Below are 20,930 nucleotides of genomic sequence, written 5' to 3' on the forward strand. Positions count from 1 at the left end.
TTCTGGGGGGGAGGTCCGGGGGGCAGTTGCTACTTCGGATCAGGTCGCACCCGAGGGATGCACTCTGCGCCTTCGGAGCCTTGTGGATCGGACTTAGAGCTCTGGCCGAGGGCGAGCGAACCGATAAGCCCTCACACCACAGGCGCTTAGATGACCGCCGATCTCTGCAAGAAACTTCGGTCACGAGAGGTTCTTCATCGTTCTTGGGCAGTAGTAAAGCAGAGCGGCCTAGCTTCGCTCAGCGAAGAAACTGTTAAGGCCATTAAGAGTTACGACGAAAACTGGGTCGGCAATCTCGAACGGATCAGCAAGCAACTTCGCGCCGAAACATTTCGCTTCGATGGCGAAAAGGGGATCACCATCCCTAAGGGTAAGGGCAAGCTCCCTCGTCCCTTGGTCATCGCTCCAATTGAGAACCGAATAGTGCGGCGAGGCATCCTTGAGGTGCTCCAAGGCTTCGGCACAGATAAATCGGCTCCGACCAAAAAATGGTTGGGGATCCCCGCCATCAAACACGTCATGGCTACGAGGACCAGTGTCGGAGGAATCAAGGAGCGAAGCGTAGCTCACGGCCTATCCCTGATCGACGAGGCGGTACAAGATGGCAAGACTTGGTTCATTCGGTCGGACATCAGGAACTTTTTCACTCGCATCCCCCTCGCGCAAGTGAACAGGTTCATCGCGGAAGCCATTGCGGACGAGCATTTTGTTGAGCTCGTTGGATCGGCCTTGAGATCAAGCCTGACTAATACAGCTGAGCTGCAAGCGCGCGGCAACTACAAGTTATTCCCTCAGGATGACATCGGCGTTGCGCAGGGTTCAGCGCTCTCCGCGCTTGCCGCGAACATCGCGCTTCAAGAGTTCGACATGCGCATGAATGATCGTGGAATCGTGTGCGTTCGTTACATCGACGACTTTATCATGCTGGGCCGGACACGCAGCAGTGTCTTGGCCGCCTATAGTTCAGGCCGCACGCTGCTGGCAGATATGGGCATGAGCGTCTACGACCAGACCGACAACGACGCTCGTCGTGCTGGCAAGTTCGACGAAGGCAACATCTACCACGACGGAACCGATGTGTTGGGGTACCGCGTCTCGGGGAGATCACGACAACCCTCCTCAGCAGCGCAGAGAGCATTCAAGGCGAAATGTGATCAACTGTTCTGCGATGCGAAGAAGCAAATGAGATTGGCCGCAACTGGTAAACCGTGGTCAGGACAAGGTTACCATCAACACCTTGTGCTGCTGAATAAAATCATCCGAGGTTGGTCGCAAGCTTTTCGGCACACCACAGCAACTCACGTATTCAGTTCCTTAGATGCACACATTGACCATCGTATTGAGGAGCTTCGCAGGTTCGCGTCCGACTTGATACGAAACGCTCCTGACGAAGTGCGGCGACGTGTCATGGGCATACAGCTTCTGAGCGACACACCTCCGCACCCCTTGCCAGAAGTACCTGGTGCGGGAGTTGCGACACAATCACATGCTGACAACTCAACAGCAAAACAACGCTTATTGCAGCCGATCAGACCTCAGCTTGGCACATAGCAGGACATCCGCTGCAAATCCGCAGGGCCGTATCACCCCCTCAACTCCCAAAAATCACCTTTCTGAATCTGGTCAGCGCCACGGCAAAATACACCTCGCCGATCGCCAGCATGGCGAGCAGCGGCTGCCAGACCAGCGTGATGTCGGCGCCGCGAAATAGCACCGCCTGCGAGAACGCCACGAAATGCGGCGTCGGGCTGATGGTCTGCACCAGATATTGCAGCCACACCGGCATGCTCTCCATCGGCGTGCTGGAGCCTGACAACAGTTACGTCTGCGTAGCACACCGCGCTCGCCGGCGGAGCTGTCATCAACCGTTGCGGTTCACCGAGCGTACCAGCGCCGGTGCGTTCGCCTGCAAATATGACAACGACCACCGCTCATAATCCGCCATTTGTTCGCTGAGCGCGACATTCCTGATCGTCATTGACGGAAATGAAACCCTAGCTCAGTCCGCCGGTGCTATCCCCAGGCCCGGTTTTAGGATTCGTTATATCAGTTCACGCCCTATGGCGTTATCAGGCCAAACCACAAGTTGTGTGAATGAGTTCGACCAGGAAGCGCCGAACGACGTGGTTCAACTCCACGCAGGATCAGCCGGCCACGCGCCGCGCTGACAGACGCGCTGGCGTCCCCTGTTGGATGGGGATGCGCTGATGCCTGGAGCGTTCTTAGAACTCGACTTCATGACCCTGCTGATCGTGCTGACGATGGCGCGCGTGCTGCAGTCGGCAGGCATGCTGTTTGTGTGGAGACTGCACCAGCACTATCAGCCGGCGCGCGACTGGGCGATCGGCTCGGCATTGCTCGCGCTTGGCACGCTCGGCGTCGCCACTCGCAGCCTGATGACGAACGAGGTCGCGACTGCGGTCACCTGGGCCTGCGCGATCGCCGCGCTGTTCGGCACACTGACCTTCAACTCCGGAATTCTGCGCGCCAGCGCCATTCAGCATCCGATCTGGTATGGCCGCCTCACGGCGACCGTGGTCTGCCTGCTGTTCGGCTGGTTCAGCTATGTCGATCCATCAACGGTGAACCGTATCGCCGTCTTGGTGACGACGTTGATGCTGTTCGACTGCTACACCGCGATCAGGCTGTTGCAGAACAAGCGCGGCGCCCTGACCGGGTTGCTGCGGCTGATCGCTGTGATCCTGACGATCGATGCGTTCAGCCTGCCGCTGCGGATCCTGGGTATCCACGTGGCCTCGCCGCTCGCACCGAACGTCACGCTCGGCACCCATGTCGATTCCGTGTTCGCCTTCATCGCGATCGCCGTGGTGTTGATGATCACCTTGGCGCTGAAAGCACTCACCAGCCAGGTCGATCTCACCGAACGCAAGCTGCTGCAAGCCAAGCTGCAACGGTCCGAGGGCTATGTCCGGGCGATCCTGAACTCCGCCAACGACGTTGCGATCATCGCCGCCGAAAAGGACATGCTGATCACGGTGTTCAACCCCGGCGCCGAGCGGATGCTCGGCTACAAGGCCGAGGAAGTGGTCGGCAAGCTCACGCCCACGGTATTCGCCGATCAGGAAGAAGCGATCGCGCGCGCCGCCGAGCTGTCGGCCGAACTCGGCCGGCGAATCAAAGGACGTGGTATCATCATCGATCCGGAACTGCTCGGGCAGAACCGGCGTTGGACCTGGGTTCGCAAAGACGGCAGCCGGCTGCCGGTATCGATGACCGTGTCGGCGATGCGCGGCGAGAAAAATGAGATCATCGGCTATCTCGGCGTCGCCCATGATATCAGCAAGCAGCTCGCTTATGAGACCGCGCTGCAAAACGAAATCGCCAAATCGGAAGCCGTCAGCCACACGCTGGAGACCGCGCTCAGCAACATGCGCCAGGGACTGGCGATGTTCAATCGGGAGCAGCGCGTCATCGTCCTGAACGACAACTTCATGGCGCCGTTCGGCCTCAGCAAGGCCGACGCCCCACCCGGAACGACCTTTCGCGAGATCGTGCAGATGCGGATCGCCAAGGGCGTGTTTTCGATCGACGGACCGGACGCCTATCTCAGGTCACGGATCGAAGTCGCAGAATCGATGCAGAGCGCAGATCGCGACGATGTGGTCGAGCTCAATAATGGCCGCTTCATCCGCTCGATCAGCCGGCTGTTCGGCAATGGCGATGTCGTCATCACCTCGGAAGACATCACCGAGATCAAGCGCAACCAGGCGAGAATCTCCTATCTCGCCCAGCATGACGCGCTGACCGGCCTGTCGAACCGCGCCCATTTCAATGAGCAGATCGAACAGGCCTCGGCGGCACTGACCGGCTCGCTGCGGCCATTCACCGTGCTGATGATCGACCTCGATCGCTTCAAGGCGATCAACGACACGTTGGGCCACGCCGCGGGCGACCAGTTGCTGAAAGAGGTCGCCGAACGGATCGAAGCCTCCACCCGTCCGGCCGATCTGGTGGCGCGGCTTGGCGGCGACGAGTTCGCCATCATCCAAACCGGCGAAGTTGGCGCTCCATCCGCCGACGAGCAGCGCCGGGCGGCGCGCGCTCTGGCGGAGCGGATCCTTGCCTTGGTCGCCGAGCCGATCGACCTGTTCGGCAAGACCGTGCAGGTCGGCGCCAGTATCGGCATCGCGCTCGCGCCGAACGATGGCGACGACCCGGACGAGCTGCTGCGCAAGGCCGATTATGCGCTCTATGCCGCCAAGCAGGCCGGGCGCTGCGGCTACCGGCTGTTCGGCCCGGAAATGATCGCCTCGATCTCCAAGCGCGACAGCCTGGAAGCGGCGCTGCGCGCAGCGCTGAGCCATGACGAGCTGATCTTGCATTATCAACCGATCGTCGACATTCGCAGCGGCGTCGTGGTCTGTGTCGAAGCGCTGGTGCGCTGGAAACATCCGACACAGGGGCTGCTGTTGCCCCATCAGTTCCTGCCGGTCGCCGAGGAAACCGGCTTGATCGTGCCGCTGGGCGGCTGGGTGATCCGTCGGGCGTGCCGCGATGCGTCGCGCTGGCCGGACGGGCTGCCGGTCGCCGTCAACCTGTCGGCTGCGCAACTGACCAGTCCGGAACTGATCAGCACCATCACCTCGGCGCTGGAAGCCTCGGGGCTGAGCGCCGACCGGCTGGAAATCGAAGTGACCGAGTCGGCTCTGCTTGCTGATCGTGACGCGGCGCTGGCGGCCTTGCACAATATCCGCGATCTCGGCGCCTCGGTGTCGCTCGACGATTTCGGCACCGGCTATTCGTCACTGACCCATCTCAAGGCGTTCAAATTCAGCCGGATCAAGATCGATCGCGCCTTCATCGAGGATCTGACGCGCGAAGCCGACAGCATGGCAATCGTCAGCGCGCTCGCCGGGCTGGCGCGCGGCCTCAACATGATCTCGATCGCCGAAGGGGTGGAGACCGACAGCCAGCTGGCCGTGCTGCGCGCCGCCGGCGTCGCCTTCGGCCAAGGCGATCTGTTCGGACGGCCCTGCCCTACGGCCGAGCTGCGCCTCACCCGCCAGATGGCCGCGGTCCGATCAGCCTAGCCGGTCGCTTGCTGGCCGATCCAGTTGAGATAGCGTTCGGCGCCGTCCTCGACCGGCAGGCTGATGATCTCGGGGGTATCATAGGAGTGGTGCCGCAGGATCAGATCGCGCAACGCGGCAAAGCGCGCCGGCACGGTCTTGAACAGCAGCAGCAGCTCTGAATCGCTGGTAATCTTGCCCTCCCACCAGTAAAAGCTGGCAATGGGCTGCAGTTGCACGCAGGCCGCCAGCCGCGCTTCCAGCGCCGCGCGGGCGAGGCGTTCCGCTTCCTCGCGGTTGGGCGCGGTGACCATCACCACACAAGCCTTCGGTTCGCTCATCGCTGCCGCCTTGTCCTGATTGATCCTCGACCAGCAAAGAGACTCTGCCATGCCGATCTACGGCTACACTTGCAACAGTTGCGGCCATGAATTCCAGACGCTGGTGCAGACCGGCGAGACCGCCGAATGCCCGCTGTGCGCCACCACCGACCTGACCCAGCAGCTGTCGCTGATTGCCAAGCCGGCCAAGGGCGGCGGCCCCGATCTGGCGCCGTGCGGCAACCCCGCCGGCTGCTGCAATAATTGTCCGGCGGGTTTTGACTAAGACGCCGCGGGAGCGGCAGCGCCGGTGCGTTGCTGCTCGGCTTGCGCCTGCGCGACCAGCGCCGTAGCGCGCGCCATGATCCGGTCGCGCTGCGCGAGCTGAAGCAGCCAGCGCTCCGGAATGCCGCTGAGCCCATACAGCGCCCCGGCGAGCTGCCCCGCGATCGCTGCGGTGCTGTCGGCATCGAGCCCGAGATTGGCGGCTTTCAGCACCGCGCTTTCAAAATCGGCGGTGCTGCCGACCGCCCATAGCGCTGCTTCCAGGGAATGCAGCACATAGCCGGTGCTGCCGATCTCAGCGCGCGGCTTGCCACGCCAGCGGCCGGCGGCGATCGCAGCGACCTCTTCTGATAGCCCCTCGATCACGCGCGGCCGCAGCACTTGGGAACGCGGCGCTCCGGCGATCGCCTCAGCGACGATCTCCGCAAACAGCACGCAGGCGTCGACCGCTTCGCGTGCGCCATGGGTGGTGCGGCTCTGCAGCGCCGCAATCTCGCGCAGCCGCCGCCGGTCATGACCAAAGCGGATCGGCACCGGCGCCAGCCGCATCAACGAGCCATTGCCGGCGCTGCGCGGATCGGTCGGGCCGGCGATCGGCGCGCCATCGCGCGCAAAGCGATCAAGCGCGGCGCGCACCGTGTTGCCGATATCGAAGCAGGCGCGGCCATTGACGACATTGTCGCCATGATCGCGCCAGCGCACAAAGCGCTGCATCAGGTCACCGGGATCGAGCGTGCCGTCGCTAGCGATCAGGCTGTCGGCCAGACACAGCGCCATGCTGGTGTCGTCGGTCCATTCGCCGGCCTCAAGGCCGTGCCGGCCGCCGCCGATCATGTCCTGCAGCGGCGGATAAGTGTCGCGCGCCAGAAATTCCAGCGGCATGCCGAGCGCATCACCGACCGCGAGCCCGAGCAAGGCGCCATAAGCGCGATCGCGCACCGCCTCGGCAGCGGGCCGCCGCTCAGGCACTGCGCCATGCGTCAGCACATATTTCTTCTGGTTCGGCGTTTCGATCGCGCCCGGCCGCGCTTTGCGCACCTGCTTCACCGCGCTGATCGGCTCAGCGCCAAGTTCAATGAGCAAGCGCGCGGCGATGGTGCCGGCGCGGCCAAGCCCACCGCGGCAATGCACCACCACGTCGAAACCGCTGCGCAGCACAGCGCGCAAGCTCTCGCCGGCGTTGTGCCAGGCGTCCTCAAACGCCTGATCCGGCGTCGAGACATCGACAATCGGCAGGTGGTACCACAGCATCTGCCGCTGCCTGACCGCGTCGCCGAGCCGCTCGACCCGCAGCATCGCCAGCTCGCGCGGCTCGACCAGCGTCACCACCGCGGCCGCGCCCCATGCGCTGATCGCGTCAAGATCAAGATCGAGGTCGCGGCGCCAGGCGCCGGAGGCTGCATGCGGATCGTATTTGCCGGGACAGAAAGTGATGCCGATCCGGCCATGGCCGGCGCCGATCATCAGTTCCGCGATCTGCAGCGGATGCGAGGCCGAGGTTCTCATCATAGCCTCATCATGAGTTCAGTTCGGCGGCGCGGCGGATAAGATCATCGCGGCGCGCAATCAAAATGGCGATCAAGGATTCCGCCTCCGTGCCCTCGCCTTCGATGCCAAGCACCGCAGCGCGGATCGCGGCATCGCTGATCGCGGCAACCAGTTGCACCGAGGCCAGCAATTGCGCCGCGCTCATGCTGCCAAAGATACGCGCGGCAACCGCATTACGCGCCGGATCGCGCAGGCTGCCAAACTCGAGCACGCTGTTGCCGAAACCGCTCTTGTCCGCGCCCTGCGCGCGGTAGCGCAGCGCGCCGCCGAGATCGATGCGGATCACGCCGCCGCGGCCATCGACCACGATGTTATCGAGATCGGCGCCGAGCACGTCGCGATTGGCAAGCCAGGCGTCGGCGGCAAAATGCTCACAGAGCGCGGCGCTATGGCGCGCGGCGCTGTCGCCGGACAAATCGGCGAGCGTCAGCCCTTTGATGATCCGGCTGGCAACCGCAAGCCGGTCGCCCTGCGCCACCAGCCTGACCTCGGGCACCGCCGCGCCGGCTAGTCGATAGAGATGATTGGCCAGCACTTCATTGCGGGCATGGCCGTCACGCGCCGGGATTTTCAGATACCAGCGAACGCCGTCGCGGTCCTGATAGAGGCCGCCGGCATTGGAGCCGGCCTGGCCGCCGACTTTCGTCCAGCCCAAACTGTCCGTCGCGCCGATCTCAGATTGCACCATGGCCACCGATCATCGCCGAGGAACGACCAACGCCCTGCCGCGCGCGGCAGAGCCATCGTCATCCCCTAAGCGACGCCGGGCGCGGGTGCAACAGCCGTGCGCTCAGGCCCGGCCATAGCAGTGGAAGCCGCCATAGATGCCGGAACGGTCGCGCTCAAAGCCGATCGCGCTGCGCTCGGCATCGCGGCGCCAAACTTCGCGCAGCGGCGACAGTTCCGGCCCTTCCAGCGGCGAGTCGGCGCCCGCGGTGCGGAAAATCACCCGGACATCGGCGCTGCCGGTGCGATCGATCGCGCTCCACAGCGCGCGGATTTCGTCGGCCGCCATCCAGTCCTGGGAATCGAGCAGCACCACCGCATCGATCTGGCCAGCCGGCAGGCTTTCCAGGAAGCGGCGCAGATTGGCATGGACCGGGATCACCAGCCCGGCGCCGTCGCGCATGCGCGGATAGAGGCTGCGTTGCAGATAGGGCGGCAGGCACTGATCGCCGGGGCCTGCATAGCTGCGGCGCAGCGCCTGCCAGGCGAAGTAATTGCTGTCGTTCGGATAGCCATTGATCAGCCGCAGCAGCCGCTGATGCAGCACTTCGTTGAGCGGCTGATCGCCGCCCAGCAATTCACGCTGCTGCGGCGGAATACCGAGGCTGAACAGCAGCGCCGGCGTGCGCGTCAGAACTTTGGCGAGCCGCGAATGAAACAGCCGATCGAGCCGCGCCAGCGCTTCCTGGCGCTGCGGCGAGTGCGCGGGCGCGGTCAGCAGCACGTTAAGGTCGACGCGCGCGGCCTTGGCCAAAAGATGCGCAAAGCCGATGAAACGGCCGAGCATGCCGTGGCGATAAAAACCGTCGGTGAAATAGCCAAAACGCGGCCGGCCGAGCAGATTGCGGCTGTCCCAGAATTGCCGCGCATCGGCATCGAGCAATGGCCGTAGCCGGTCGCGGTACAGCGCCGCGTTGGTCTCGCTGTCGCCCTCACCGAACATGCGCCAGAAATCGGCGTAGTCCGGCAGCACGCGCAGCGCGGTCAGTTTCAGCTTGAGCAGCGCCAGATGCGCGTCATTGAGATCGACCGCAAAAATCTGCGCCGGCTGTGCCTGCAGATAGGACAGCGCGTTGCAGCCACCGGATGAGATCGTGACGATGGTGGCGCCGACTGGCAATTGCAGCGCGGCCAGATCGGCCTCGGGGTCTTCCCAGATCTGCGTGTAAACGAGCCGCTGGAACCACAGAGCGAACAATTTGTCCCACGCGGTCGATTCAGTACGGCTTCGGCTGTTACGGACCGCGTCCGCAATTAGTTGCGTGCTCATGCTCGCCCTCGATTCGCAATCGGCAGACGATAGCAAGCTCGCAATGCAGTTTTGCGACAGTGCCGCGCACTAACGCTGTCACATCGTTGTCGCGCAAACATCGGAAATTAGCACGATCCTAGAGGGAGCGCTCCGATGTCGATCATACAGTCCGAAGTCAGCAGCACCGCTTCCTGGTCCGCCGACGCCACCCAGCGCATGAACCGCATGTATCGCTGGCAGCGCCACATCTACGATGTGACCCGGCGCTACTATCTGCTCGGCCGCGATCACATGATCGCCGGACTAAGCCCGGCACCGCGGGCGCGCATTTTGGAGATCGGCTGCGGCACCGGCCGCAATCTGATCCAGGCGGCCAAAAGCTATCCGGAAGCGCGGTTCTTCGGCCTCGACGTCTCCACCGAAATGCTGACCTCGGCGATCGAAGCGATCGAACGCGAGGGCTGGGGCGATCGCATCAAGGTGGCGCATGGCGATGCCACCGGCTTTGATCCCAAGCATTCCTTCGGCGTGCGCTCGTTCGATCATGTGATGATCTCGTATTGCCTGTCGATGATCCCTGATTGGCACCGGGTGCTGGAAGTCGCGGTCCATCAGCTCGCGCCGGGCGGCAGCCTGCATGTCGTCGATTTCGGTGGCCAGCAGCGGCTCCCCGCTCTGGCGCGGCGCTGGCTGCGGCGCTGGCTGGCGCTGTTTGGCGTGCAGCCGTGTGACGAGTTGGAGCGCTCGATGCGGCACTTTGCCGAGCTGAACGGCGCGCAGCTGCGCTTTGAGCGACCGTTCCGCGACTATGCGCAATATGCGGTGCTGACGCTGCCGCCGGGTCCGCGCCAGGGCTAGGACGCGAACCGGTATCCAATTCGCTCGAAACGCGATCAGCGCGATGATCAACGGATGATGCCGATCCGGCGCAGCACCACATAAGCGACGCAGGACGCGCTGGCGATCAGCAGCGCGGCCCACCAGAATCCGGCCTCGGAATCGGCAAAGGGCAGCGCGCGGGTGTTCATGCCGAACACGCCGGTCACCAGCGTCGGCGGCATCAACAGCGCGGTCAGCACCGACAGCACCCGCAGACTGTTATTGCCCTGTTCCTCCATTTTCAGCTGCAACTCCTCCTGCAGCAATCTTGCGCGTTCGCGCATTTCCACGATCACGCGGTCGAGCTCATCGAGCCGCTGCGCCAGTTTCGGCGCGGCGATCTGCAGTCCCGGAGTGAGGCCGCTGAGATCCTGCTGCTCAAGCCGGTGAAAGACGAGCTGCAACCCCGACAATTGCCGATGCAGCCGCACGCAGGTGCGCCGCAACTGCCCAAGCCCCTTGCGCAGATCGGCGTGGTCATCGGACAGCAGCTCTTCCTCGATCGCGTCGAGCTGATCCCCCATCCGTTCCGCCATCGCTTCCATGGTGCTGGCGACATGGTCGATGATGGTCTCGAACAGCACCGCGGCTGAGCTGATGCGCCGCCCGGCCTCGAGAGCACGGCGCGCGGCATCGACCCCGCACAGCGCGCCATAACGGCCACTGATCACCAGCCGCTCTTGCAGCACGAAGCGCAGATGGCCGGCATCCTCGGTCGCGCCATCGATGTCGCGCAGCAGATCGGCAATCACGCCATAGACGCAATCATCAGCGACGTGGAGCTGCTGATAGGTGTCCTTGGACAGCAGCAGCGTGCGCGCCGATGCTGGGATTGCCAGCTCAGCGGCCAGCCATTGCAGCGCCCTGGCATCGGCGAGATTGAGATGCAGCCAGATCAGCTCCGGCCCCGGAGGCGGCGCCGCTTCATTGACCGCGAGCGGATGCGGTAAGCCCTCGGCATCGATCCGAAACGCCCATAGCAGCCCCGGCACGGCCGCTGCCACCGGCCCACCGCCATCGTTCGGCACAACCAGCCGCGGCGCGGAATATGAGCTGTCGAGTGCCATCATCAGGCTCCTGGCTTGCAGCCTCTCACCACCACATGAGGCGGCAGCTTGCCCAATTGGATGACAGCTTGATTGCAGGGATATGTCAGGGCGCGCGGTTGGCGCTCTGCCCGCTTGCGACCTTGGTCGCGGTCAGCGCCCGCGCAGCAGCTCACGCAGCCGGCGCCACAGCGTCGGGCGCGGCGTTGGGGCGAGATCGGCACTGGCCGCATCGTCAAGCCCGGGCAGCTCGGCGGCGATACTCCCGCCCAGCACCGCTTGCAGCGCCTGCGGGCCGACCTCAGCCAAAAACGCCCGCTCATGCTCGCGCGACAGCCGCTCCAGCGCCGCGTCCAGCGACAGCCAGTCGACCGCGGTGACGTCTTTCATCAGCTTTCGGGTCGGCACCGCCTCGGCGATCATGCGCCAGAAATGCACCACCTTGATCGCCGAGCCGGAATGATAGGCCAGCGTGCCGAGAAATTCGTGCACCGCGACGGCATGGCCGGTTTCTTCCAGCACCTCGCGGATCGCGGCGTCGCGCGCGGTTTCGCCGGCGTCGAGCTTGCCTTTCGGCAGCACCCATTCGCTGCGCTTGCGCAGCCGCACCACCGCGATTTTCGGCGTTTCGCCCGGCTGCAGCACGATGCCGCCCGCGGCCAGCACAGACTTGCCCGTCCGTCGTCGGCCTGATGTCATCCGTCGATTGTCATGTGACCGCGGTCACCCCCGCTGATCCAGAGTGAGCTTGCAGACTCAGCTCAAAGCTAAGGAGTTATTGTAGCGGGCAGGCGGGCGGACGTCACGGTGCCGGCGGCGGTTTCGGAACCGCCGCGTCGCAAGGCCGGGATGGCGGAGATGGCGGCGCGCTAGTCGCGCAGCTTGCTCAGCCAGCGCCGCAGGGTCGGCACCAGCACCAGCCCGACCAGCAGGCCGAAGGTCACGAGGTTTACCGCGTCTTTCATCGATCGCTCCCGTCAAACGATCTGCGGCCGCAGTGGCGTGTTGAGTCTGGCCACGGCACCCGACCGGCGGCCAGCGCCAGTTGCTAGCAAGGCACGATGACGCCAGGGCGACAGCCCGGCGTAATCGGCCGTTAATGTCGGCGCCGTAGCTTCGGCACCAACGCTATGTGATTGAGAAAGTTGCAAAGCTGGCACCGCGCGCCAGCCCCCGACGATCGCGGCCGCTGCCAGCGGCTGTCCCCTCCCCCCCGCAAGTTGTTGTGCGGCTGCTTCCCTGGCGCCGCGTCGCCGCTAATATCACCATCGATCCGCTGCAGATGAAAGGCCTGAGATGACCGAGCCTCGACACATCCTGGTCACCGGCGGCGCCGGCTATATCGGTAGCCATATGACGCTGGCGCTGCTCGATGCCGGCGAGCGGCCGGTGGTGATCGATGACCTGTCCACCGGGTTTCGCAGCGCGGTGCCGGACGGCGTGCCGTTCTTTGAAGGCAATAGCGGCGATCCGGCGCTGCTCGGCGCGGTGTTCGATCGCTATCCGATCGAAGCGATCATTCATTTTGCGGCCAGCATCGTGGTGCCGGATTCGGTCAGCCAGCCGCTCGACTACTACGCCAACAACACCGTCAACGCCCGTGCGCTGATCGAATGCGCGGTGCGCCGCGGCGTGCCGCATGTCGTGTTTTCCTCAACCGCGGCGGTCTATGGCGAGCCGGCGACGGTGCCCGTTGATGAAGACCAGCCGACCGCGCCGATCAATCCCTATGGCCGCTCCAAGCTGATGGTCGAGTGGATGCTGCAGGATACCGCGCAGGCCTACCCGTTCAGCTATGCCGCGTTGCGTTATTTCAATGTCTGCGGCGCCGATCCGCACGGCCGCACCGGACAATCGACCCGCAACGCCACCCATCTGATCAAAGTCGCGGTGCAGGCTGCCACCTCGCAGCGCGACGGCATGGACGTGTTCGGCACCGACTACCCGACCCGCGACGGCACCTGCATCCGCGACTATGTCCATGTCAGCGATCTGGCGCAGGCCCATCTCGACGCGCTGCGCCACCTGCGCGCCGGCCGGCCGAGCATCATCTGCAATGTCGGCGATGCCCGCGGCCATTCGGTGCGCGAGGTGATCGACGTGGTGAAACGGGTGTCGGGCGTCGATTTCGAAGTGCGGCTGCGTGAGCGCCGCCCCGGCGATCCGGCCAGCCTGGTCGCCTCCAATGCGCGCGCCCGGCAAATGCTGGGCTGGACGCCGCGTTACGGCGATCTCGACACCATCGTGCGTCATGCGCTGGCCTGGGAACAGACGCTGCTGCAGCGGCGCCAAAACGGCTGATGCCGACAAATTTCGCTATTCTGTATCGCATCTGTTTACCATGCGCCGGGGTCGGCTTGGCTCGCTAAACCCTCGCTCACTATCTGTATGGCACATGCCGATGGAGACATTTGGCTGCTGTATCAGGCGAGAGAAACATGGCGGACATACCGCACGCGATTGATCCGACCGATGTCGGTGCCGAGGCTGGCGACCGGCGTTCGGGCGACCGGCGCAAGGCGCCGTATCAGCCCGGCGACACCAGCTTCGGTCCCGAACGGCGCATGCAGGGTGACCGCCGCCGCAATCAGATCCAGCAATGGCCGCGCGTGGTGCTGGGCGGCCTGCCGATCGCGGTGGTGGATCGCGAACAATCCGCCAAGGCAATGGTCGATGAAGCGCTGCGCCGCCGCGGCCTGTGGCGTTATCCCGCTTATCTGACCTCGGCCAATGGCGAAGTGACTTATCGCTGCGCCACCAATGAAGCCGAGCGCGAACTGTTCATGCAGGCCGACGCGATTCACGCCGACGGCATGCCGCATGTGTTCGCATCGCGGGTGCGCTGCGAGGAAGCGCTGCCCGAGCGGGTCGCCACCACCGATCTGTTCTATGACGTCGCGGCCGAGGCCGAAACACGCGGCGCCACCATGTATATGCTCGGCGCCACCGAACAGGCAAACGCCGCCGCGGCCGCCAAGGTAATGGAACGTTTTCCGAAGCTGCAGCTGGTCGGTCGCCGGCACGGCTTCTTCGATTCCCCCGACGACGAAATCGCGGCCTGCAACGAGATCGCGGCGCTGTCGCCCGACATCCTGTGGGTGTCGATGGGCGTGCCCTATGAGCAGCAATTCGTGATCCGCAACCGCCAGCGCCTGACGTCGGTCGGCGTGATCAAGACCTCGGGCGGACTATTCGACTGGCTGACCGAGACCAAGCCGCGCGCGCCGCAATGGATGCAGAATCTCGGCCTGGAATGGCTGTGGCGGATCTGGCTCGAACCGCGACGGCTCGGCTGGCGTTATCTCAAGACCAATCCCTACGCGCTGTTTCTGCTGCTGACCCGCTCGCGCTGAGCTGGCTTACATCAACGCTGTAGCAGCGCGTCGAGCACCGCAGGATCAAGGCGGCCGGCGCGATCGGTCAGGCCAAAGCCTTGATCGAACTCCCAATGGGTCCAGCCCCAGCAATGCGCCTGCGCGGCCGCGACCACGCCGCGCAGCCAGCGTGCCCGGCTGTCGGCTGGCGCGGCTTCCTTGAACACGCCGAACTCATTGATGATCAGCGGCACCCGATAACGCTGCTGCCACTGCACGGCGGGCTCAAGCTGCGCCGCGATCAGATCACCCGAGGCGCTTTGCGCCAATGCCACGTCGATTTCATGCAGCGACTCGTGCTGTCCGTTGGCGCCAAGCTGCGCGCGCAGGCTCTGTACCTTCGGATCGTCCGGTCGCACCGGAAACGGCAGGCCGCGGATCGCGGCGCGCGGATCGGCCGGGTCCCAATGGCCTTGATGGGTGAACGCCATCGGATCGTAAAAGTGGATCGCATAGACCACATTGCGGTCCGGCAGCGGCTTGAACGACGGCAGTGAATCGGCGCGCTGCCAATTGGTCGGGCCGACGATCAGCGTGGTGCGCGGCAGGAGGCCGCGTACGAATTGCGCGAGTTGCTCGGCTTCGCGCTGCCAGCGCACCGGATCGATGTCGGGTTCGTTGAGCAGTTCGGCAAACACCAGATCGGGCGTGAAATTGTCGATCACTGTCGCGAGGCTGCGCCAGGCCTGCTGCATCGCCTGCATCGCCGACTCGGGATCACTGCGATGCAATGCCGAAAACTCACTGCTCGGATGCAGATCGATCGATACCGAGAAGCCGAGCGCCACCAATTGCATTACGGCGCGATCGACCATGGCGAGTTGCTGCTCGATGGTCGCTTCGGATGCAAAGCGTCGCATCACGCGCTCGGCCGGGACCGGCAACCGAACATGAGTGATGCCAGCAGCGCGTAGCGTTTTCAGCGTCTCGAAATTGGGCGCCGGCGCATCGGGGCGGTCCATCCAGCCGGCGAGATTAATGCCGCGCGCCAGCGCTTCCAGACGAGCGGCCGGAACGGCGCTGTCGGTCGTGACGCAAGCAGCCTGCACTGGCACCACCGATACGGCCAATAGAGCAGCAGCGAGCCATTGTCGCATTTGGATACGCTCCCTCGTCCCGACGCCGACACTTGCAGCGCTCGGCCGGCGTCAGCGGCAGGGGCGAGAGCTTAGCACGCCAGCTTAGCCAGCGGCGTCGCCGCTGGCTGTGCCGGGCGCGGCTTGGCGTCATTGACCAAGACGCCGACCGGCACGGCGCTGAACTTGGCCAGCGCCGCCTTGGCACTCGCCAGCGTCAACGGATTGCAGCCCTCGCGCACCACCAGCAGCGTGTGGTCGGCGCGGGTGGCAATGGTGGCAGCATCGGCCTGTTCGAGCAGCGACGGCGCATCGATCACGATCAGATCGAACTCGGCGCGGACATCGTCCTGCGGGTCCGCTGCGTCGCTGCCGCTATCGCTCAGCAATTGATCGAGCGCGCGGCTGGTGGCGTGCAGCACGCGCCCGCCCTGCGCGTCCTGCTGCTCTGTGGTCAGCGGCGCAGCGCTCGCGGACGCCGGCACCACCTTGATCAGCACGCTGAGCAGGCCGCGCGTGATCGCCGCGGCATTGAGCGCGCGCGCCGCGACGCCCTTGCCGACATCGGCTTCCGCCGACGTCAGCAGCACCACTTCGCCGAGCTGTTGCGGCCGCGCCGCCACGGCCTCGACCACATCGCGCAGCTGCGCCTGCAGCCGTGGCCCGGCCGCCAGCCATTCGGCCGGCTCGCTCACCGGCGGCGCTGTGGGTTCTGATTGCGCCTGTTCGGTATCCGGCGTCGGCGTAGCGTCGCTCGCAAGTGCGGTTGCGCGCCGCGACTCGTTCGCCTGTACCGGTTGTTCGGTCGCAGTCACACTCGCTGAAGACTCATCGTCGGTCGCGGGCTGCGATCGCAGCGCGGTGAGCGCGTCCAGCAGCACCACGATCGCGGTCGCGGCCAGCACCGAGCCGATCATCAGCGCGGCGAGGATCAGCAGCAGCGACGGCCGGGTCGGCCGGATCGGCGGCGTCGCGGCCGACACCACCTTGGTCTGCGACACCTGCAACAGGCGCTGCTCATTGGTGGTCTTGTAGCGCGACAAAAACTGTTCGTAGATGTTGCGGTTGGCATCGGCGACGCGCTGCAATTCCTGCAGCTTCACCGCCGCTTCGCCATCGGCGAGCATGCGCGCTTCCAGCGCCTGCAGCTCCTGCTCCAAAGCCGCCTGCTGGGCTTGCAACGTCTGATAGTCCGAGCGCGCGCTATCGATGATGCGCTTGCGCTCGGTCTCGATCTGCCGATTGAGCTCGGCGAGCTGGCTGTTGGCGACCACCAGTTCGGGATGACGCTCGCCCAGCACCGCGCGCTTTTGCGCGATCTGATCGTTAAGCTGAGTGCGCTGGGTGCGCAAAATGGTCAGCAGTTCCGCGCGAGAGCCGGGCGCCGCATCGACATTGCTCTTGAGATCGCGCTGCGCCTGCTCATAGCGGGTCTTGGCTTCCTCGGTGCGCAGCCGCGCTGCCGATACCTGCTGGCTGAGTTCGGTGACGCGCAGTTGGCGCGTGGTGCTCTCACGGCCGGCATTGATGATGCGATGCTCGGACTTGAACGCCGCCACGGCATCTTCCGAGACGCGCAGCCGGTCGCTCAGCGACTTCAGCCGGTCGTTCAGCCAATCGGCGGCCTGATCGGCGGCGGCGGTGCGCACCGCGGTCTGGCTGGCGACGAACGCCTGCGCGACCGCATTGGCATAACGCGCGGCCTTCTGCGGATCGTTGGCCACGAAGGTCATCGAGATCACATAGGTCAGCCCACGCCGGGAAATATCGAGCCGGCTGCGGAACTTTTCCAGGATGCGCGCCGGATCGGTCTCGCGGCCGGCGATGTCCGGGTCGTCGGCGATCTTCAGCTCATCGACCAGCGGCCGCAGAAAGCCGTCGGATTTGGCGATCTCGATCACGCTTTGCAGCGCGGCGGCATCCTGGCCGATGCCGGGCAGCACGTCCTGTTCGGCGGTGACACGCTGTTCGCGCGGATCGACCAGCACCAACGCGGTCGCGGCGTAGCGCACCGGGATCATCGAAAAAATGGCGAGCCCCGCCATCAACAGGATCAGCGCCAGCGCCGCCACTTTGCGGGTGTTACGCCGCCAGAACGCGGCGACATTGTCGAGGGTCAACATGCCGCGCATCAAGGGCGGCCGATCGTTGCCGAAAGGCGCCAGGGCGCCACCTGGAGCCTCCCAGGAGGACTCAGCCTGCGTCGTACGGCCGGCTGCATCCGTGGCTGCCTGGCTCGTTGACATGTGCACGCTCCAACTGAACTGATCCGACGCTGCAAAGCTGAAACAACGTAAATATCTAGAGTTAATCTCACGTTACTGCACAACCTGCCGCTGTTAACGGCCGGTTAAGGATCGCGTCACGCACTGTTAGTTCGCTACCAGTGCTCGCTCAATTAACGTCATCTTCCAGAAGTCGATGTTATTCGCACGATGGTCGCGGATAATGTGATCAGTCGTTGGTCGCCGAGCCCCGACCATCGCCTGCCATTTCGGCGCGAATGAGTTTTGCAACGGAACTGCCAGAGAGAGCACGACACCGATGTCTGCCCCATCTCCCAGCGCTGTCCAATCATCGCGCAGCAACGGACTGCCGCTGCTGTCGCCGCAAGCGACTGCGAAGATCGACGCGCGCACGCGCCGGCCGCGGGTGCTGCTGATCCAGACCCAGGCGGAAAATGCCGGCGCGCAGGAAATCTCCCGCCTGGTCGCCGGCGGGCTGACCAGCCGCGGCTATGACGTGCACAATCTGTATTTCTTCCGGCAGTCGGCTTCGTTCGCACCGCCGCCCAACACCCATTACTGCGTTGCGCAGCGCCCTTCGAGCATTCTGGCGCTCGCCCGGTTCCTGTGGAAGCTGCGGCAACAGATCAAGGAATTGCAGCCGGACGCGATCCTCACCTTCCAGCACTATGGCAATGCGATCGGCGGCGTGATGGCGCGGCTGGCGTGCCGGGCGCCGGTGATCGCCAACCAGGTGTCGGCCCGCGCCGCGATGGCGCCATGGCTGCAGCTGGTCGATCGCATCATGGGCCAGATCGGGCTGTTCAGCTGCATCACCGTGAATTCGCACGACATGCTGCATGACTACGCGCGCTATGGCGGGCTGTATCAAAAGCGGCTGCGCCATGTCGCCCATGGTTTTGATCAAAAGGTCAGCGAATTGTCGCGCGCTGAGGCGCGCCGTGCGCTCGGCCTGCCCGAGACCGGCGTGGTGCTCGGCTCGGCCGCGCGGCTGCATCCGATGAAGCAGCTCGATGCCGCGATCCGCGTGCTGCCAGGCCGGCCGCAATGGCGTTTGGCGCTGGCCGGCCAGGGACCGGACGAACCGCGACTGCGGCAACTCGCCGCTGAGCTTGGCGTCGGCGACCGCGTGCATTTCGTCGGTGAGATTGCGCCAACGCAGGTCGGTGATTTCCTCGCGGCGCTCGACGTATTCGTGTTCCCATCGCTCGCGGAGACTTTTGGTCTCGCGGCAGTGGAAGCGGCCAATGCCGGCGTGCCGGTGGTCGCCAACGATTTGCCGGTGCTGCACGAGGTGCTGGCACTCAATGGCGAACCGGCGGCGGTGCTGGTGCAAGCGGCCGATACCGCGGCTTTGTCCGCCGCCATCGATCGCGTGCTCACCGATCATGACCTGCGGCAACGGCTGCAGCACAACGCCGCTGGCCTGCGGGCGCGTTACAGCGTCGACGCCATGGTCGATGACTACGTGAAGATCATAGAAGAGACGCTGTGACCCAATTTGCTGAAAGCCGGGCCGATGATCGTTGAGCTTCGCTTCGACGCCAAGCGGCCCAGGGATTGGATGCTGCGCGCGATCCGGCAGATTACCGCCGTCCATGACGACGTGAGCGTGCGCTGGGTCGATGACGGCACGCGCCCACCGACCGGGCTGGAGACGCTGCTCGACCTCGAACGACTGCTGCTGCGCGGCGGACGGCGCTGCGACGCCGACGTCGTCGATCGTGCTGCGATCCGCTCCGGACACGAGGGCGCCGCGCCCGATGTGGTGATCGATTTCACCGAAGCGCCGCGGCGCCCGGCTGATCGGCCGCGGCTCTATCTGCGTCCTCTCTATAATGGCCATCCCGGCGAAAACGCCGCGCTCGACGCGATCCTGCGCAGCGATCTACCGATGATCGAAATCCGCGACGAGATCAGCGGCGCGATCCTCGATGGCGGCAAGCCGTCGGCCGAGGCCGCCGATGGACTGGGCGGCGGCATCACCACCGTGATGTCGCGAAGCATCACGCTGCTGGGCGCGGTGATGACCCGCGGGCCGCGGCCAATGCTGGCCAGTCTGGATGCAGGCGCGACCAAGATGCGCTGCTGGCCGGCCGCCTATCTGATGTGCACGCTCACGCAGGCGATCGCGCTGCGCATCTATCGGCTGTGCTGCTACTCGCCGCATTGGCGGATCGGCTGGCGCCATGTCGATGACGACGGCGTGTGGGCGCGCGGCGACCTGTCCGGCCCGGCCTGGCGCGTGGTGCCGAGCCCGGCGACCAATTTTTACGCCGATCCGTTCCCGGTGACCTGGCAGGACCGAACTTTCGTGTTCTTCGAGGACCTCGATCACCGGGTCGGCAAGGGCATCATCTCCGCGATCGAATTCGGCGCCAACGGACCAATCGGTCCCGCCATCCCGGTGATCGAAGAACCCTGGCACCTGTCCTATCCGTTCCTGATGTCGTTCGACGGCGCGCTGTGGATGATCCCGGAGAGCACCGCCAATCACGACGTCGGTCTGTACAAATGCGTCGAGTTCCCGCATCGCTGGGAACGGCAGGCGACGCTGCTGTCGGGCCTGGAACTGGCCGACGCCACCATCGTGCAGCGCGACGGCTATTATTATCTGTTCGGCGCGACCCGCGACGGCGCCGGCGGCTATTCCGATACGCTGTCGATCTATTACGCCGATCATCCGCTCAGTCCCTGGCGCGCGCATCGCAGCAACCCGGTGTTGCTGGACCGCGTGGCCGCGCGCCCGGCCGGCAATTTCATCGAGCGGAATGGCCGCTTGCTGCGCCCGGCGCAGGATTGCAGCAACGGCTATGGCTGCGCGCTGACGCTGATCGAGATCGACGAGTTGACGCCCGAGACTTTTAAGCAGTCCGTTCGCCAGGTGATCGGCACCAGTGCCGAATGGCCGGGCCGCAAGCTGCACACGCTCAATCGCGCGGGTCGGCTTGAAGTGATCGACGGCACAGCAATCCAGCCGCGCATCAAGAGGTGGCTGCAATCGAAACCATCACGCGCTACACCGCTGGCAAGCGCCGACGCAGGCTACCGTGCCCGCTCTTTACCTTCTCGCAAACTATCAGCTGTCGCTGGTTCCGATCGGCCAAAATTGAGGTAAATTCGCTCAATATTTCGGCAGGTGCTTATT

General features: G+C 64.6%; 16 protein-coding genes and 1 pseudogene. 8 read left to right on the top strand and 9 right to left on the bottom strand.

From position 1 onward, the window contains the following. Window positions 1-150: 150 nt before the first annotated feature. On the top strand, window positions 151-1,551 hold the full coding sequence (locus BJ122_RS05415; RefSeq protein ID WP_110780105.1) for a reverse transcriptase domain-containing protein: 1,401 nt from the start codon (window positions 151-153) through the stop codon (window positions 1,549-1,551). Window positions 1,552-1,591: 40 nt separating this feature from the next. On the opposite strand, the pseudogene BJ122_RS05420 reads toward BJ122_RS05415, so the two are convergent. Then, a pseudogene (locus BJ122_RS05420) lies at window positions 1,592-1,819 on the bottom strand (hypothetical protein); the annotation flags it as partial. 388 nt (window positions 1,820-2,207) lie between these two features. On the opposite strand from BJ122_RS05420, the gene BJ122_RS05425 reads away from it, so the two are divergent. Continuing rightward, a complete protein-coding gene (locus tag BJ122_RS05425; protein WP_110780106.1) occupies window positions 2,208-5,051 on the top strand; it encodes an EAL domain-containing protein in 2,844 nt (947 codons plus the stop codon). Here the strand turns inward: BJ122_RS05425 and cutA are convergent. Next, entirely contained in the window at window positions 5,048-5,371 is a 324-nt protein-coding gene (gene cutA / locus BJ122_RS05430) for a divalent-cation tolerance protein CutA (RefSeq protein ID WP_110780107.1), read from the bottom strand. The genes BJ122_RS05425 and cutA overlap by 4 nt on opposite strands. A 49-nt stretch (window positions 5,372-5,420) precedes the next feature. Here cutA and BJ122_RS05435 point away from each other — a divergent pair, with 49 nt between their 5' ends. Further along, window positions 5,421-5,636: an FmdB family zinc ribbon protein gene (locus BJ122_RS05435; protein ID WP_027278273.1), complete on the top strand. Its 216-nt coding sequence runs from the start codon at window positions 5,421-5,423 to the stop codon at window positions 5,634-5,636. Here the strand turns inward: BJ122_RS05435 and BJ122_RS05440 are convergent. The 3 genes from BJ122_RS05440 to BJ122_RS05450 form a co-directional block, all read right to left on the bottom strand. After that, a complete protein-coding gene (locus BJ122_RS05440) occupies window positions 5,633-7,141 on the bottom strand; it encodes an ADP-ribosylglycohydrolase family protein (protein WP_110780166.1) in 1,509 nt (502 codons plus the stop codon). The genes BJ122_RS05435 and BJ122_RS05440 overlap by 4 nt on opposite strands. Window positions 7,142-7,151: 10 nt before the next feature. Continuing rightward, window positions 7,152-7,871, bottom strand: coding sequence for a type III effector HopAG1 (locus BJ122_RS05445; protein WP_110780108.1), 720 nt, complete (start codon window positions 7,869-7,871; stop codon window positions 7,152-7,154). A gap of 102 nt (window positions 7,872-7,973) precedes the next feature. Next, entirely contained in the window at window positions 7,974-9,179 is a 1,206-nt protein-coding gene (locus tag BJ122_RS05450; RefSeq protein ID WP_110780109.1) for a BtaA family protein, read from the bottom strand. 135 nt (window positions 9,180-9,314) lie between these two features. Here BJ122_RS05450 and BJ122_RS05455 point away from each other — a divergent pair, with 135 nt between their 5' ends. Beyond that, window positions 9,315-10,019, top strand: coding sequence for a class I SAM-dependent methyltransferase (locus tag BJ122_RS05455; RefSeq protein WP_110780110.1), 705 nt, complete (start codon window positions 9,315-9,317; stop codon window positions 10,017-10,019). A gap of 47 nt (window positions 10,020-10,066) precedes the next feature. Here BJ122_RS05455 and BJ122_RS05460 read toward each other — a convergent pair whose 3' ends face one another. Both BJ122_RS05460 and BJ122_RS05465 read right to left on the bottom strand, forming a co-directional pair. After that, window positions 10,067-11,107, bottom strand: coding sequence for a transporter (locus BJ122_RS05460; protein ID WP_110780167.1), 1,041 nt, complete (start codon window positions 11,105-11,107; stop codon window positions 10,067-10,069). Window positions 11,108-11,239: 132 nt separating this feature from the next. Beyond that, window positions 11,240-11,785 carry an NUDIX hydrolase gene (locus BJ122_RS05465; protein WP_110780111.1) on the bottom strand — a complete coding sequence of 182 codons (546 nt, stop codon included), beginning with the start codon at window positions 11,783-11,785 and terminating at the stop codon, window positions 11,240-11,242. Window positions 11,786-12,382: 597 nt separating this feature from the next. On the opposite strand from BJ122_RS05465, the gene galE reads away from it, so the two are divergent. Then, complete coding sequence (gene galE, locus BJ122_RS05470; protein ID WP_110780112.1) at window positions 12,383-13,387, top strand: UDP-glucose 4-epimerase GalE; 1,005 nt, start codon at window positions 12,383-12,385, stop codon at window positions 13,385-13,387. A gap of 137 nt (window positions 13,388-13,524) precedes the next feature. After that, complete coding sequence (locus BJ122_RS05475; protein ID WP_110780113.1) at window positions 13,525-14,439, top strand: WecB/TagA/CpsF family glycosyltransferase; 915 nt, start codon at window positions 13,525-13,527, stop codon at window positions 14,437-14,439. Between the two features lie 11 nt (window positions 14,440-14,450). On the opposite strand, the gene BJ122_RS05480 is transcribed toward BJ122_RS05475, so the two are convergent. Both BJ122_RS05480 and BJ122_RS05485 read right to left on the bottom strand, forming a co-directional pair. After that, window positions 14,451-15,557 carry a glycoside hydrolase family 5 protein gene (locus BJ122_RS05480; RefSeq protein ID WP_110780114.1) on the bottom strand — a complete coding sequence of 369 codons (1,107 nt, stop codon included), beginning with the start codon at window positions 15,555-15,557 and terminating at the stop codon, window positions 14,451-14,453. Window positions 15,558-15,628: 71 nt separating this feature from the next. Further along, on the bottom strand, window positions 15,629-17,782 hold the full coding sequence (locus BJ122_RS05485; RefSeq protein ID WP_110780115.1) for a GumC family protein: 2,154 nt from the start codon (window positions 17,780-17,782) through the stop codon (window positions 15,629-15,631). A 298-nt stretch (window positions 17,783-18,080) separates the two neighbouring features. On the opposite strand from BJ122_RS05485, the gene BJ122_RS05490 reads away from it, so the two are divergent. Both BJ122_RS05490 and BJ122_RS05495 read left to right on the top strand, forming a co-directional pair. Continuing rightward, window positions 18,081-19,277: a glycosyltransferase family 4 protein gene (locus BJ122_RS05490; RefSeq protein ID WP_110780116.1), complete on the top strand. Its 1,197-nt coding sequence runs from the start codon at window positions 18,081-18,083 to the stop codon at window positions 19,275-19,277. 24 nt (window positions 19,278-19,301) lie between these two features. Further along, window positions 19,302-20,900 carry a glucosamine inositolphosphorylceramide transferase family protein gene (locus tag BJ122_RS05495; protein WP_245407625.1) on the top strand — a complete coding sequence of 533 codons (1,599 nt, stop codon included), beginning with the start codon at window positions 19,302-19,304 and terminating at the stop codon, window positions 20,898-20,900. Window positions 20,901-20,930 lie beyond the last annotated feature (30 nt).

This window comes from Rhodopseudomonas faecalis (assembly GCF_003217325.1).
In the GTDB taxonomy this organism is placed as follows: domain Bacteria; phylum Pseudomonadota; class Alphaproteobacteria; order Rhizobiales; family Xanthobacteraceae; genus Rhodopseudomonas; species Rhodopseudomonas faecalis.